Annotated in this window: 12 protein-coding genes; 11 read left to right on the forward strand and 1 reads right to left on the reverse strand. The window is 59.5% G+C overall.

Annotation, left to right across the window (positions count from 1 at the left end; translation table 11 throughout):
* Positions 1-27: 27 nt before the first annotated feature.
* On the reverse strand, positions 28-237 hold the full coding sequence (locus tag BCS36_RS04570) for a hypothetical protein (protein WP_291301724.1): 210 nt from the start codon (positions 235-237) through the stop codon (positions 28-30).
* 930 nt (positions 238-1,167) lie between these two features.
* On the opposite strand from BCS36_RS04570, the gene BCS36_RS04575 reads away from it, so the two are divergent.
* The 11 genes from BCS36_RS04575 to ldhH all read left to right on the forward strand — a co-directional run bounded on the left by BCS36_RS04575 (position 1,168) and on the right by ldhH (position 15,785).
* Positions 1,168-2,280 (forward strand): flagellar basal body P-ring protein FlgI, encoded by a 1,113-nt coding sequence (locus tag BCS36_RS04575; RefSeq protein WP_291301725.1) that lies wholly within the window; start codon positions 1,168-1,170, stop codon positions 2,278-2,280.
* The gene (locus BCS36_RS04580) at positions 2,281-4,107 is read left to right on the forward strand and encodes a rod-binding protein (protein ID WP_291301726.1); all 1,827 of its coding nucleotides are present in this window, start codon (positions 2,281-2,283) and stop codon (positions 4,105-4,107) included. It abuts the gene before it with no gap.
* 126 nt (positions 4,108-4,233) lie between these two features.
* The gene (locus tag BCS36_RS04585) at positions 4,234-4,701 is read left to right on the forward strand and encodes a flagellar protein FlgN (protein WP_291301727.1); all 468 of its coding nucleotides are present in this window, start codon (positions 4,234-4,236) and stop codon (positions 4,699-4,701) included.
* Between the two features lie 3 nt (positions 4,702-4,704).
* Complete coding sequence (gene flgK / locus BCS36_RS04590; protein ID WP_291301728.1) at positions 4,705-6,852, forward strand: flagellar hook-associated protein FlgK; 2,148 nt, start codon at positions 4,705-4,707, stop codon at positions 6,850-6,852.
* Between the two features lie 8 nt (positions 6,853-6,860).
* Positions 6,861-8,399, forward strand: a complete 1,539-nt coding sequence (locus BCS36_RS04595) for a flagellar hook protein (protein WP_291301729.1) — start codon at positions 6,861-6,863, stop codon at positions 8,397-8,399.
* A gap of 12 nt (positions 8,400-8,411) precedes the next feature.
* Complete coding sequence (csrA, locus tag BCS36_RS04600; RefSeq protein WP_012625619.1) at positions 8,412-8,648, forward strand: carbon storage regulator CsrA; 237 nt, start codon at positions 8,412-8,414, stop codon at positions 8,646-8,648.
* Entirely contained in the window at positions 8,627-9,127 is a 501-nt protein-coding gene (fliW, locus tag BCS36_RS04605; protein ID WP_291301730.1) for a flagellar assembly protein FliW, read from the forward strand. The genes csrA and fliW overlap by 22 nt, the downstream gene beginning before the upstream one ends.
* 947 nt (positions 9,128-10,074) lie before the next feature.
* On the forward strand, positions 10,075-11,460 hold the full coding sequence (locus tag BCS36_RS04610) for an FAD-linked oxidase C-terminal domain-containing protein (protein WP_291301731.1): 1,386 nt from the start codon (positions 10,075-10,077) through the stop codon (positions 11,458-11,460).
* 9 nt (positions 11,461-11,469) lie between these two features.
* A complete protein-coding gene (locus BCS36_RS04615) occupies positions 11,470-12,765 on the forward strand; it encodes a (Fe-S)-binding protein (protein ID WP_291301732.1) in 1,296 nt (431 codons plus the stop codon).
* A gap of 233 nt (positions 12,766-12,998) precedes the next feature.
* Positions 12,999-13,631: an LUD domain-containing protein gene (locus tag BCS36_RS04620; RefSeq protein ID WP_291301733.1), complete on the forward strand. Its 633-nt coding sequence runs from the start codon at positions 12,999-13,001 to the stop codon at positions 13,629-13,631.
* Positions 13,632-13,634: 3 nt separating this feature from the next.
* Positions 13,635-15,785 carry an L-lactate dehydrogenase (quinone) large subunit LdhH gene (ldhH, locus tag BCS36_RS04625; protein WP_291301734.1) on the forward strand — a complete coding sequence of 717 codons (2,151 nt, stop codon included), beginning with the start codon at positions 13,635-13,637 and terminating at the stop codon, positions 15,783-15,785.
* Positions 15,786-15,967 lie beyond the last annotated feature (182 nt).

Consider the following 15,967-nt stretch of genomic DNA (forward strand, 5'->3'; position numbering starts at 1 on the left):
GGGCGCGAGGACATCCGCAATCAGTATTTAAAGAAAACAAAACAAGGCTTGTCCTTTGCGATGTGGGTTCTGTGCCCTGTTGTGGGCATGGGGCTTTTCTTTTTCTGCTGTTTTGGCCGACTGCGCGGCGGTGAAGTGCAGAGCTGCGGGCTGGCGCTCTGAAGAAGATAAAGCAGGGCTTGTCCTTTGAAAGGCGGTTTGAGTGCCCTGCGGGCACGGCGGCTTTTCTTTTATCAAGTTTTGGCCGCCTGCGCGGCGTGCGGCAAGGCGGGGCCGGTTATGGGGCTGCGCCCCCTTCTCGGCCCCCCTTGCATCCCCCCCGAAGCACCCCGCTTGGGTTTTCCCGTTTCCGTTATTCCGCGAGGGCTGCGCGGCATTTGCTGCGGGAGCTTCCTCGCTTCGCTCGGCGATCTCCCTGCGCGCCGCGCAACGCCAGCGTGCGCTTTCGCTTTGAATGTGAGATCGGGGAGGGCGTCTCAGTGGCTGTGAAGGTCTTTATTGGTGTGGGGGAGTCTCAGGAATGGCGTTTTATACCAACGTATTGGATTTTAGTATTTATTACGAAGTCTGATTCTGTTTCACACTGTCGGGGAATCACATCCTTGAGAAAAGAGTGTGCGTGTGCTGTCAGAGTTTTTTTGCCTTGGAATACGCCCTCAAGCGCATGGCCACCTCAAAGAGGAATAACCCGTTTTTCTGCAAAAGTTGCAGCCTAAGGTGCATCGTAGCCTATTTTCACAGCAAAAGCAGTTGATGGCATTGCGCGGCGCGGAGGGAGATCGCCGAGCGAAGCGAGGAAGCTCCCGCAGCAAGTGCCGCGCAGCCCTCGCCAATCTGCGGTAGTTGGAAAGCTCTGGGGGTAAACGGGGGGAGTGCAGAGGGGGCCTCGCCAGGGGGCGCAGCCCCCTTCACAGGCCCCTTCTGCCCCCGCCGGAGGCGGCCCAAATGAAATAAATGATAAGGTTCCGTACCCGCAGGGTGCACAAAAAGCCTCTCAACGGAAAGCCCGGTTCTATTCTCCCCGAAAAAACCGAATCTTCACCGCAAGCCCCACTTCCCGCCCAAGGCTAAAATCCCGCCGCAGGCGCCCCCCACAGGTAAAGCGTCACCTCCGGCACGGATTCTGCAAAGCAAGCTGTGCCGGTATTCCGGCAAGGAGTCAGCGCCATGAAATTGACGATCTTGCGCAATCCCGTTCTGTGGATATTCACAGCAGCCCTGCTGATCAGCATGGTTCTTCCGGCGCAGGCCGTGCGCATCAAGGATATTGCCAACTTTTCCGGTGTTCGTGACAACCAGCTCATAGGCTATGGCCTGGTGGTGGGCCTGGCGGGCACGGGCGACAAGAAAGACTCGGTCTTCACCATGAGCTCCATGAAAAACATGATGGACCGCATGGGCATTGGCGTGGATTCTTCGGCGCTCAAGACCAAGAACGTAGCCTCGGTCATGGTGACGGCCCGCATGCCGGTGTCGGCCAAGCCGGGCACGCGCCTTGACGTTACCGTGTCTTCCGTGGGCGACGCCACATCCCTTCTTGGCGGCGTGCTGCTGCAAACTGCCCTCAAGGGCGTTGACGGCAAAATATATACCCTGGCCCAAGGCTCGCTGACCGTGGGCGGTTTTTCCAGTCAGGGCAAGGCAGCCAGCGTCAGCAAAAACATCAGCACCGTGGGCATCATTCCCGGCGGCGGCATTGTCGAGCGCGGCATCCCCTTTGAGTTCAACCAGCAGGACAAGCTCACCCTGCACCTGCGCACTGCTGACTTCAGCACCGCGCAGCAGGTGGCAGAGCGCGTCAACGGCGCCATGGGGGGCCCCTTTGCCCGCGCTGTCGACGACATGTCCATCACTATGGATATCCCCGCCCAGTACCGGAACAACATGGTTCCGCTGATGGCCTCCATCGAAAATCTTGACGTCAGCCCGGACACCTCCGCCAAGGTGGTGGTGGACGAAAAGACTGGCACCGTGGTGCTCGGACGCGACGTGCGCATCATGCGCGCTGCCGTGGCTCACGGCAATTTGCAGATAACCGTGCAGGAAGGGCAGCAGGTGTCGCAGCCCGGCCCCTTCTCGCAGGGGCAGACTGTGGTGACCCCCACGACGGAAACCAATGTGCGCGAAGAAAACCGCCATCTGGTTATTGTCGAGGGCGCGACCCTTCAGGAACTGGTGGACGGCCTGAACTCCATCGGGGCCACCCCGCGCGACCTTATTTCCATCCTGCGCACCATGCAGGTTTCCGGTGCGCTGCTGGCGGAGCTGGAGGTAATATAAATGACCTCGCCTCTTACCACAGGTCTTGTGCCGCATGAGGCCAGCGGGGCTGAAGTGTCCCGCCGCGAGTTTCAGTCCCGCCTGGCTGGCGTGGGCAATCTCAACGGCAAAAAAATGACGGAAGCGGACAAGGAAAAAAAGCTGCGCGAAGCCTGCGAAGGCTTTGAATCCATATTTATCCAGAAAATGTGGCAGGAGATGCGCAATACCCTGCCCAAGACCAATATGCTTCAGGGGCGCGAAGAGCAGTACTGGCAGAGCATGTACGATCAGGAGCTGGCCAAGTCTATGACGGCGGCCGGGGGTATTGGCCTGGCGGACATGATGTATGCCCAGCTTTCGCGCAATCTCGTTTCGGCCAGCCGTGGCACGGCTTCGGCCAAAGCGGGCAGCGCGTCCGGCTTTGTGCCGCAGGTTGCCTCGGTAATGCCGCAGGGTACAGAGGCGTCCGGTCAGGCCGAGGAGCAAAACGACGGCCAGGGCAGAGCGGGGCACACCGCCATGCGCGGCAGAGTGCCCATCCCTTCCGTGTATGACGGCATAGCTCCGGTGCAGGATATGGGTGAATCCATGCAGATTCAGGTGCTGCCCGCTGGCACGGGGTCCGCCCAGGCCGCGCTCGCGGCGGCGGGCCAGCCCGCGTCCCAGCCGCCTCTCGTGGTTGCTCCGCCCGAAGTGGAGCAGGCTCTGGCCGCCCTGCGGGCGCGTAAGGAGTCGACCGCGAAGCAGGAGGTGGAGCAGCGCGTTCCCAATATGAATACGGGCCTGAACATGGCCCGCGCCGCACAGTTTGAGGCGGGCAGCAAGCTGGGCGCGCACGCGGTGCTGCCGCGCACGCACCTTAACGGGCCTGCCTATAACTCCGCTGCCGGAAACGGACAGTCAGCCCAAACGGCCCAAATGGCGCAGTCCCGGCAGGCCGCGCAGGCGCTGGACATGCAGATGCGCATGGCGCAGAGCATGGGCACGCCCGCAGCCATACAGGCTGCCATGCAGACCACCCAGACAGGTCAGTCCGGACAGTCTGACCAGATTGGGCCTCTGACGGAAATGGCCCCCGGTCAGCAGCAGGGGCAGACTTTCGCGCAAACCTCCGGGCAGGCTTCTGGCCTCCCCGGCGCACAGGCCGGTATGCAGGCGGGCATTCCCGTGCCGCGCCCGCAGCAGGCTTCACAGCCCGCAGGCGGCGTCATAACGCCTGGGCCAGCCATGGCCGCCGGGCAGGAAGCCGCGCAGGAGCCGCATGTCCAGAAGGTGCGGTATACCACCAATGTGCCGCCCGGCCAGCGCAAGACTTCCGCCAGCGACATTCTGCACAACCTCGCGGTTGAAAATGCTTCAGTGCCGCAGCAGGGGCCGCATCAGGCATCGCAGCCCGGCGTTGGCGCGCCAATGCCGGGGCAGCCCGCTGCCGCCGGACATGAGGCCGCGCAGCAGCCGCAGATCCAAAAGGTGCGGTATACCACCAATGTGCCGCCCGGACAGCGCAAGACTTCAGCCAGCGACATCCTGCGCAACAGCAGTGTGGACGCCGTTGGCCCCAACAGCCGCGCGGGAGCGGGACTGGCCGCCTATCATGCGCAGCAGGCAGGGCAGCCGCTTCAGGCCGCACCGGGGCAGCCGCAGGCGCCAGCCACCATACAGCCGCTGCAGGCTCCAATGCAGAGCCAGGCAGGGCAGCCCGCGTCGGTGTTGGTCGGCCAGCCCGCAACGCCTGCCGAGTCCGTAACGCCAGTGGCATCACAAGCCGTGCAGGCGCCGCAGTTGGCCCAGCCCGCAGGGAGCTACGGTATTCCGCCCCTGACAGCCATGGATCTGCGGCGCTGACGATTGGCCTCCCACCTGGGCAGGCCTTTTCCCATTCCGTCCGGGCACGGAAATTGCTTCATCCGGGACGGGGCGGCAGATTCTGCCTGCGGGCCATAAGCCACAGGCCGCCCAGCGAGGTTTATCATGTACACGACAGTCCATACATCCCTGACCCGGCAAAGCAAGGCCCTGGCCCTGCTGTGTGAACTCATGGAAGAAGAATATCAAACGCTTCTCGGCCACAATACGGACGCCGTGGTGGCGCTGGAGTTTTCCATTCAGGAACTGATACGCCAGTTGGCGGCGGAGAAGGCCACGGTCATGAAGGCTCTGGCGGGCGTGCGCGTCAATGCATACGCCGCGACGCTTTCCCAGACAGAAGGCGCTGCGCTGCTGGATATGCTGACCGCCATAGACAGGGCCGAGCAGGAAGCCGCCCGTCAGGCCACGCGCAACAGCCAGCTTTCTCTGGCCCTGCTGGATCAGAGCAGCCGCACCCTTCAGGCGCTGACGAGCCAGGCCATGCCGGCCAAGGCAGAAACCTACGGTCGTCGGGGTGGTATGCGCAACCATGCCCATCCCGAAGCCGCGCTTATTTCAGGGAGGCTCTAGGTCATGCTTAACGGTCTGCTCAACATAGGCCAGACGGCGCTCAACGCTTCCCAGGCATGGATATCCGTCACTGGCAGCAACATCGCCAATGCCGACACCACGGGCTATTCCCGTCGCTATGTGGATCAGCGCGACACGGGCACCATCACTTCCAAGCCCGGCGGCGAGAGCATGGGCGTCAATGCCCAGCAGATACTGCGCTTTTTCGACGCGTTTCTTGAACGCTCCTATGTGAGGCAGTCCACCAATTCTTCCCGCTGGACCGAGCAGGATACTGTGCTCAGCTCTGTTGAAAACCTGTTCAACGAGTCCAACCGGTCGGGCATAAGTTCATCCATGAGCGCTTTTTTCAAGGGGTGGCAGGATCTTACCAAACTCCCGGACGATAATGCCTATCGCCAGAGCCTGCTTTCCTATGCCGACAATCTGAGCGACATGTTCAGCAGCACAACGGCAAGTCTCAAGGCCGTTCAGAGCGAAATGGACGTGTCCATCAACCAGTCGGTGAGCCGTATCAACACCCTGGCCAAGGGCATTGCCGACCTTAACAGGCAGATCACGAGCAACACCGTTGATGGCGTAAGCAATCCCAATGCCCTGCTTGACCAGCGCGACCAGATGGTGCGCGAGCTGGCCACACTTGTGGATGTGGAAACCGTCGACAACGGCAAGGGCAACTTCACCGTGCAGCTCAGCACCGGGCAGCCGCTGGTGCAGGGGCAGAGCGTCAATGAACTCAAGGTGATGGGGCCGCGCGCCGAAAGCAATCTTACAGCTGGCTCGGCCTACACGGGCAACGTGGAGTTTCAGGGGTCTGACAGCCACGAATACACTGTTGAAATTCTCAACGGCGGCAACGTCGGCGACACGCCGCCGCCGAGCTTTCGCGTGTCGCTGGACGGCGGCAAAACGTGGCTGCGTGACGAGAGCGGCAAAGAACTGCACTATGATATCACCGACGTCGACGGCGATGGCAAGGTAGACCCCGTACAGGTGAAGGATCTCAAGATATCCTTCACCGAAACGAACAACTTCACGGCTGGCGACAAGTTCGACATCATGCCCAAGAACGGCCTGTACTGGATAGAGCCCACACGCGGCCCCCAGAACGTCACGCCGCAGACCTATCTTGACGGTTCGGAAAACAAGAACCGCGTCACCGGCGGCAAGCTGACCGCCTACTATACCGTGCGCGACGACAACTGCGGCCGCTATCTTGATGAGCTGGACGCCGTGGCCTCTTCTCTTATCTGGGAAGTAAACCGGCTGCACAGCCAGGGAACCGGCACGGAACTGCTGACCTATGCCCAGGGCACACAGCAGGTGCAGAGCGCCCAGCAGCCCCTTGGCTCGGCCCAGACCATCCTGCCGTATGCCGACAAGCTCCAGAGCGGCAATCTCAATATCTATTTTTACGACCAGACCACTGGCGATCTCCGGGCAACGGCTTCCGGCACAAACTCGCTGGATTTCAGCTCCATCACGCCTCCCGGAACGGCGAATTTTGACCCGAGCGTGCATACGCTTCAGAACGTGTGCGACGTCATCAACAGCAGCTTCCCTGACAGCAGCGCGCCGGGCGTCAACATGCTCAAGGCCAGCATTCAGGACGGCAAGCTGCTTATCGAGTCCAATCCTGCCAGCAACGTCAAGTTTGCCATGGGCGTGGACAGCACGGGGCTTCTGGCCGCTCTGGGCATCAACTCCTTTTTTACGGGCGACAGCGCGTCCAACATGGCCGTCAACAGCCAGTTGCACACCAACGTCAACCTTATCGCTGCCGGGGCCGTCAACGGGCAGAGCCAGGCCAACAAGGGCGACGGATCAACGGCAACGGCCATTGGGGCGCTCGCTACCAAGGACGTGACCATTTCGACCACCTGGAAAACCGTGTCCAACCAGAGCCTCGGCGAATACTACGCCACGCTGGTAACCACAGTGGGCGCGGACAGGCGGCTCTCCAAAACCAACTCGGAGTATCACACCTCCCTGACCACGGACCTCGAAGACCGCGTAACTTCCGTAACAGGGGTGAATCTGGACGAAGAAATGTCCAACCTCATAAAGTACCAGCACTCCTATACGGCGGCGGCCAAGCTTATCACCACCGCCGACCAGATGCTGCAAACCCTGCTTGGCCTCAAGCAATAGGAGCTGTTATGGCCATTAGAGTTACACAAAGCTCCATGTACAATACCATAGTCGGGCAGATGCAGAAGAGTCTCTCCGCCTATATGGAAAGCAATGAGCAGGGCTCCACGCAAAAGAAGATCAACCGCCCCTCCGATGATCCCGCAGGAACCTACCGCGTGCTCATGACAAGGGACGATATAAGCGACACCAAGCAGTACCAGTCCAATTGCGATACTGCCGAAGGGTGGCTCAAGCTGGCGGACGATGTTCTGGGCACACAGTTGAGCACAGCCATGACCAAGCTCAAAAGCCTGATGGAACAGGCCGCCACGGGAACCACCGCCGATCAGCGCACCCTTATAGCTTCTGAAGCCAAGGAGATTTTTGGTCAGATTCTCAACCTGTCCAATACCCAGTTCAACGACAAGAGTATTTTTGCAGGGCAGCGCTACGACCAGAACGCCTATGAGCAGGGCCTCGGCCTGACCAGCTGGGACACCAACTGGAACAGCGAGATCAGCAAGGGAAACTACACCATTGAGGGCGCAAGCGATACCTCCATGATGGTGCAGTTTACGAGCACAGGCACGCTGGGCGTTGACGCGCTGGACTACCGCTGGTCCAAGGACGGCGGCACAACCTGGACAAACGCAACCGTGGCGGCAGGCAGCAATACCGTGGTGGCCGATGGCGTGACCATCACCATGAAGCAGAACATGGCCGTCACCGCTGCGGACACAAGCCTTGGCGCCGGGGCCAATAACGGCACGCTCGTATACATTCGCCCCACAGCCGTGTACCAGGGTGACGACAACGATCCCCCGCCGGAGATGACCGTCATGGGCGGTCCTTCCGGATTGAAAACATCGGCCAGCGGCGCTTTTGGCAACAATGTTCTCGTACGTATGGATGCGGACCCGAGTGTGGATCTGTCCACCACGGGCACGCCCTTTACCTATTCATACAGTCTGGACAGCGGCAGCACATGGGTTACGGCCACGGCGCAGACTGCGGGCGGCGGCAAAGTACGCCTGCCTGTGCCCGGCGGTTATATGGACATGGACGCTTCCTCTGCGGGCAGCACCGTCATAAACAAGGGCACGCAGGTGCTTATCCATCCCTCGCGCGCCAACTTGAACCTGGAAATCATGAAAGGCACGTATATTGCGGCCAATAACGTGGGCAAGGATATTTTCGGCGGCTATTATGATGGCAAGCCCGCCATTCAGGGCAACGCCAATCTGTTTGAAATCGCAGGCGACTTTATTTCTTACTGCGAGAATAATAATCAGGAAGGCTGCCAGAAAAGTCTGGCTGCCATTGAAGCGGCGCAGCAGAATATTCTCAGTCAGGCGGCCCGCATCGGCGGCCTGGAAAACCGCGTCAGCATGGCCAAGGACGTGCTGAGTTTTCAAAAGGTAGACCAGGAGGAACGTTTGAGCTATACCGAGGACATCGATCTTACTGATCTGTTGGCCAAGCTCACGCGGCAGCAGTTGACGTACCAGACGGTGCTTCAGTCTTCATCGATGATTATGCAAATGAGCCTTGCCAAGTACTTATAATAGGTAGCACTTATGCTGATACTGACGCGTCGCCCTGGTGAAAGCCTTTATCTCGGCGAGAACATACGCATAACCGTTCTGGGTATGCAGGGCAAACAGGTCAAGCTTGGCCTGGAAGTGCCGGGCGACACCACCGTTTACCGCGAAGAAGTGTACAAGCGGGTTGTGGAAGAAAACCGCCGCGCTCTTGAAACCAGTAACAACGACCTCATGGTGGCTGCTGAATTATGGCACGAAACAAAGAAATAGAGATCGAAACCCGCCTTGGCCGGCGTAGTATCGATGCCGAAAAGGTTGTGCATTTTCCACGCGGTCTGGCCGGATTTGAAAATGAAAGAGATTTCATTTTGCTGCAAATCCGCCCCGAGGCTCCTCTGCTTATTTTGCAGAGTACAAGCAACCCCGTGGTCGGCTTGCTGGTGGCTGATCCTTACAGCTTTATGGACAAGACCGCGTATGCCCCCGCCATAGGCGAAGCCGAAAAACAGCTTCTGCAAATTGCGGATCTGGAAGAAACCGCCGTTCTGGTGACGGTTTCCATTCCTGCCGGGCAGCCTGAGGCCGCCGTGCTCAACATGGCCGGGCCCATCATCATCAATTCGCAGGCCCGCCTGGGACTTCAGGTGCCGCAGTGCGGCGATGGCCCGCAACAGATATATATGCACAGCCTTAAACCCGTGGGCAATGAATCACCTGCGGGAGAAAGCGGAACCGCCCCGGCGGAGTAGCTTGCAGCGCAGTTCGCTGTCGCATTTCGTATATGTTTTGAGGCCGCCCAGTGGGCGGCCTTTTTTATTATGGCTTGCGGCGGGATCATTGTGAAAATGCACTGGCGGCTGCGCTGGCGTCCTCTGGCATAGAGGCGCAAGCGCCGGGAGGGACGCGGCAAAAACTTTACAAAAATATATCCGCAAAGGTAGAATGGCTCATCCAGTCGTACTGCAGGGACTCACGCGCGAGTAAGCGGAAAATGCATATACGCAACAGTTGCGACACGCCCGTTATGGCGCGTAACAGCGCGGATATCCAAGGCCTTCATGCGGGCGTCTGCCCGCGCGGCAGCCAGAGCTTTTTCAGCGTGAAAGATCTTTCGGTCAGAGCAACGTTGAAATGCCCCGCATCTCAACGTGTATTCTGCTGGAAAATGCGATTTTTTGCTGAATCCACGCCATGTTGCGGCGTGTTGCACTCTCGCAGCGCTGAAACATGCAACCGTTCTCAAAGGCGACATGCTCCCAAGGCAGCATGCGTGCAGTCGGGCGGATGCGTAGCGTGCCTTTGCGCGGCAATATTGACGGAGCCGTTGCCGATCTTATCTGTAAAGAGCAAACTCCAAGCAAAAATAGCGGCAGGCCAGCGGAAAAAAGTTACGTTTTTGTAACGTCTGAACTACATTTTCGTGATTTTGAAAAACTTCCTGATTACAGCCGATTGTCCGACATTTTTTTCGCCGACGCGGCTTTTCCGACAGCATTTTTGTGTACAGTTCTGCTAGTGATACCAAAGTTTTTTGGCGCATCCCCTATGCAAGGCTGGCAATCACAGATATACGGTTTTATTCTCGTAGAAAAGCTAACCGATTGGGCAACCAATCGCAGAGTGTCCGGTGTGTCCCGGACTGGCGAGTGGGGCGTGCGGGTTGCACCTCCGCCATACAGACGTTCAAGGAGGCCTCATGGCAAGTCAGGCGTTGATCAGGGATTTTGAAGACCTCATTGGCAAAGAAAACGTGTTCAGCTCCGAAGCTGACCGGCAGAGCTATTCGTATGATTCGGCGGTGCTTGCTCCGGTTGTGCCTTCACTCGTGCTGCGCCCGACCTCTACAGAACAGTTGGGCGTCTGTGTAAAAAAGCTGTACGATAATGGCATCCCCATGACCGTTCGCGGCGCGGGCACCAATCTGTCGGGCGGCACCATCCCTGACAGCACCGACTCGGTTGTCATCCTGACCAATGGTCTCAACCGCATTATTGAAATCAACTCTGACGACCTTTACGCAGTGGTTGAGCCGGGCGTCATCACCGCCCAGTTCGCCGCCGAGGTCGCCAAGAAAAATCTTTTCTACCCCCCGGATCCGGGTTCCCAGGCCGTGTCCACCATCGGCGGCAATATTGCTGAAAACGCTGGCGGCCTGCGTGGCCTCAAGTACGGCGTGACCAAGGACTATCTCATGGGCGTGGAGTTTTTTGACGCCACCGGCGAGATCGTCAAGTCCGGCTCGCGCACGGTCAAGTGCGTCACCGGGTACAACCTCGGCGGCATGCTGGTGCAGTCGGAAGGCACGCTGGGCATCATTTCCCAGGCCATTCTCAAACTTGTGCCCCCGCCCAAGGCCTCCAAGGCCCTCATGGCCGTGTTCGACGAAGTGCAGGACGCCGCAGAAGCCGTGGCGGGCATCATTGCCGCCCACGTGGTTCCCTGTACGCTTGAACTTCTGGACAACAACACCATCGTGCGCGTGGACGACTTCACCAAGGCCGGGCTGCCGCGTGAGGCTGGCGCCATTCTGCTGATTGAAGTGGACGGCCACCCCGCCCAGGTGGCGGACGACGCCGAAGCCGTGGAGCGCGTGCTCAAGGCCAATCGCGCCCGCGCCGTGCATGTGCCCAAGGACGCCGAAGAAAAGTTCAAGCTGTGGGAAGCCCGCCGCATGGCTTTGCCCGTGCTGGCTCGCTGCCGTCCCACCACCGTGCTTGAAGACGCCACCGTGCCGCGTTCGCAGATCCCCGCCATGATGAAGGCCGTCAATGAAATTGCCGCCAAGTACAAGCTTGAGGTGGGAACCTTCGGTCACGCCGGCGACGGCAACCTGCACCCCACCTTCCTGTGCGACAAGCGCGACAAGGAAGAATTTCACCGCGTGGAAGAAGCCATTGACGAGATGTTTGACGTGGCCCTCAAGCTGCACGGCACCCTTTCCGGCGAGCACGGCATCGGCACGGCCAAGTCCAAGTGGATGGAAAAAGAAACTTCGCGCGGCACCATTTTGTTCTCGCAGCGGCTGCGTCGTGCCCTTGACCCCAAGGGCCTGTTCAACGCCACCAAGCTGGTGGGAATCTAGGAGCCTTACATGAGCAATCTGCACGAACTGTCTCAGCGCCTCATGGCGCTGGATGACAGGATTACAGCCTGTATGAAGTGCGGCATGTGCCAGGCCGTGTGCCCCATGTACGGCGCGTCCGGCATGGAGGCCGACGTGGCCCGCGGCAAGCTGGCCCTTATCGACAATCTTGCCCACGAAATGATTCAGGATCCGGAAGCCGTTGCCGACAAGCTGGGCCGCTGCCTTTTGTGCGGTTCCTGCCAGGCGTCCTGTCCTCCTGGCGTCCAGATTATGGACGTCTTTATGGAAGCGCGGGAAATCGTCAATGCCTATATTGGCCTGCACCCGGTCAAAAAAATGATCTTCCGCGCGTTGCTGCCGCAGCCCAGCGTGTTCAACCTGGCCATGCGCGTGGGCGCTCCCATGCAGGGGCTCATGTTCCGCAGCACGGGCTCGCCTCAGGGCACGGTCTGCGCTCCCATGCTCAACTTCATGCTTGGCGACCGCCATATGCGGCCTCTGGCCAAGAAGCCCCTGCATGTCCGTCACGGCGCGCTTGACGAGCGCCGCCAGCCCGGCGGCATCAAGGTGGCCTTTTACCCCGGCTGCATGGGCGACAAGATGTATGTGGACATGGCCGAAGCCTGCCTTAAGGTGCTTCGCCACCACAACGTCGCTGTCTTCATGCCCAAGGGGCTGACCTGCTGTGGCATTCCTGCCCTGTCTTCGGGCGATGCCGACGGCATGGTCAAGCAGATGAAGGTCAATCTCAAGGCCTTGGATGGCGTGGATTTTGACTACATTCTGAGCCCTTGTGGCTCCTGCACCTCCACGATCAAGGAACTCTGGCCTCACTATGCTGGCCGTATCGGCGCAGTGGAAAAGCGCAAGGCTGATCAGCTGGCCGCCAAGGCTATGGATATTAACGCCTTCCTCGTGGATGTGCTCAAGGTGCAGCCTGCCGAAACTCCGGCTGGCAACGCAACTTCAGTAACCTACCACGACCCCTGCCATCTCAAGAAGGCTCTGGGGGTTGTCAGTCAGCCGCGTGTTGTCATGGCCGCCAACCCTGCCTACAAGGTGGTGGAAATGGCAGAGCCCGACCGCTGCTGCGGCTGCGGTGGATCATTCAACCTTTTCCACTATGACTATTCACGCAAGATCGGGCAGCGCAAGCGCGACAACGTTGTCGCCTCCCGGGCTGAAGTGGTGTCCACCGGTTGTCCTGCCTGCATGATGCAGCTTGAGGACGTGCTTTCGCACAACAAAGACCGTGTGCGCGTAATGCATCCGGTGGAAATATATGCCGAAAGCCTGAAGTAGAGCATTTTACCTCTGAAAAGGTTACATGCTCTACCGCTGAACGAGAGTGCAGCACGCCGCAACCTGGCGTGGATTCTGCCGAAAGTCGCATTTCTGGGCAGAATGGCGAATTGAAATGAGCAACATTTCAAAGGTAGTCTGCTCTAGTACGGCCGCTCCGGCGGGGGAGTGCCTTCCCCGCCGGGGTGACGCGGTAAGCCCGCGTAACCAAGATGACCAATAAGGAGTATCATATGCCCCCTGTAAACCAGGAACTGGTCGAAGCTTTCGCCGCCAAGGCCGCGGCGGTCAGCGCGGTGGTGCAGGAAGTGCCCACCATGGCTGCAGCCCTGCAATATGTTGTGGACGTTTGCGCCAGCAAGGCTCCCGCTGAAATCCTGGCGGACGAGCCCGGCACAGCCCAGGGCCCTCTGAGCCCCAACAATGTTCCCACCCGCGTGCAGCGTGTGGTCGCCGCCCCTGAACTCAATGAAGCGGATTTCGCCGCTCTGGCTGCCGCCTGTGAGGAAAAAGGCTTTCTCTGCATCCGCGCAGGACTGCGCAACTATCTTGCGGGCATCGATGTGGGCCTGTCCACGGGCATCGTGGGCGTGGCCGCCAGCGCCACCTGTCTGCTGAACACCGACAACGAAGACGTGCGCCTGGCGGGCATGATTTCAGAAGTATCCATGATACTTCTGCACAAGTCCGACATCTATCCCGATCTGCCGTCAATTGCGCAGATTCTGCGCGAGCGCATGAGTGCAGCGCCTGCTACCTACACCACCCTGGTGACGGGGCCCAGCCGTACGGCTGACATCGAACGTGTGGCAGCCGTGGGCGTACATGGCCCGCTGGAACTCCACATCATTCTTCTGGAGGACTAACCCATGCATGACGCCCTTAAAAGCAATTCCGGCTACCACAAGGAGCTGGACGAAGCCCTTAACGACGAATTTCTGCGCCGCACCCTGGACACCTTCGCTGTGGCCTACCGCGCCAACCGCGAAGCCGTGTTCAAGGAAGTGGACGAGCGCGGCCTCATAGCCAAGGTGGCTGACGCCAAGGATTACGCCTGTCAGCATATGGAAGAACTGTACAGCCAGTTCAAGGCCGAGGCCGAAAAGCGCGGCGTGCACGTGCACCGTGCCGTCAACGCCGCCGAAGCCAACGAGATCATCTCGCGCATCGCCAGAGAAAACAACGTCAAGCGCGTGGTGAAGTCCAAGTCCATGACGGCTGAAGAAATCGAGCTGAATCCCGCTCTTGAGGCCCAGGGCCTCATCGTGGACGAAACCGACCTTGGCGAATGGATCATCCAGCTGCGGCACGAAGGCCCCTCGCACATGGTCATGCCCGCCATCCACCTTTCGCGCTACCAGGTGGCCGACGACTTCACCAAGGCCACGGGCACCAAGCAGGATTCGGATGTGCAGCATCTGGTCAAGGTGGCCCGCGTGCAGTTGCGCCGCAAGTTCGTTGCCGCCGATATGGGCATCAGCGGGTGTAACTTCGCCGTGGCTGAAAACGGCGCTGTTTCTACTGTGACCAACGAAGGCAATGCCCGCATGGTCACCACCCTGCCGCGCGTGCATGTGGCCATAGCTGGTCTTGACAAGCTCGTCGCCAAGCTGGACGACGCCCTGACGGCCCTGCTGGTGCTGCCCCGCAACGCCACTGCCCAGCGCCTTACCTCGTACGTCACCTGGATGTGCGGCGCGGGCCCCTGTGCCGCCAATGCCGACAACAAAAAGATCATGCACGTGGTCTTTCTGGACAACGGCCGCACCGAGATCGCCAAGGATCCGCTGTTCAAGCAGATCTTCCGCTGCGTGCGCTGCGGCGCCTGCGCCAACGTCTGCCCCGTGTACCGCCTCGTGGGCGGCCACAAGATGGGCTACATCTACATTGGCGCCATCGGCCTCATCCTTACCTACTTCTTCCACGGCAAGGAGCGTGCCCGCATCCTGAGCCAGAACTGCATGGGCTGCGAATCCTGCGCCAACGTGTGCGCTGGCGGCATTGAGCTGCCGCGCCTCATCCGCGAGATCCGCGCGCGTCTCAACGAGGAGCAGGGCGCTCCCATTGAGGCCAACCTGCTGTCAGCCGTCATGAAGAACCGCAAGCTCTTCCACAAGCTGCTCAAGTTCGCCAGCTTTGCCCAGAAGCCCTTCACGCGCGGCGCTCAGTTCCAGCGGCATCTGCCTGCCGTGTTTATGGGCAAGCACAACTTCAAGGCCCTGCCCGCCATTGCCAACAAGTCCTTCCGCGACCGCTGGCCCGAAATCGCGCCCAAGGTGCAGAACCCCGTCATGCGCGTGGCCATCTTCAGCGGCTGCGCCCAGGACTTCATCTATCCCGAGCAGCTGGAAGCCTGCGTGAAAATCCTGGCCGCCAAGAATGTGGCCGTGGACTTTCCTATGGAGCAGTCCTGCTGCGGTCTGCCCCTGGAAATGATGGGACAGCGCAAAACCTCCATTGACGTGGCCAAGCAGAACCTTGCCGCGTTCCGTGGCGGCAACTACGACTACATCATCACGCTGTGCGCAAGCTGCGCCGGACACCTGAAGCATCACTATCCGCAGATTCTCGACAAGGACTATGCGCTGGTGGAAGGCCAGGCCTTCGCGTCCAAGGTCATTGACTTCAGCTCCTTTGTGCATGACGTGTTGAAGCTCAAGCCCGAAGACTTCCACAAGTCCGGGCAGAAGGTCACCTATCACGCTTCCTGCCACCTTTGCCGTGGCCTGAACGTGAAGGAAGCCCCGCGCGCGCTTATTGCCGATGCCGCTGAATATGTGCCTTGCGAAGAAGAAGAGGTCTGCTGCGGATTCGGCGGCAGCTATTCTGTGAAGTTCCCCGAAATCTCGGCGCAGCTTCTGGAAAAGAAGGTCACCAATATGAAGGCCACCGGGGCGGATCGCCTGGTGGTGGACTGCCCTGGCTGCGTCATGCAGCTGCGCGGCGGCGCTGAAAAGCAGGGACTGAACATCAAGGTCGATCACATCTCTGAACTGTTGGCCGACAACCTGAAGAAATAACCCATCCCTGTAAAAAATAGTAAAGAAGCGCCGCTTGAAAAAGCGGCGCTTCTTTTTGTATGTAGAAAACCCCCCGCTAGGCGGGGGGTTCCGTAAAGCTTAAAGCTTTAAGCACGTCAGCAAAACTCCTTTTGATTTGTTACAACAACTTGCGGTCTGGCAACTGCAAACGAAACAAATCA

Origin of the sequence: Desulfovibrio sp. MES5 (assembly GCF_002237645.1) — a bacterium.
Lineage (GTDB): Bacteria > Desulfobacterota > Desulfovibrionia > Desulfovibrionales > Desulfovibrionaceae > Desulfovibrio.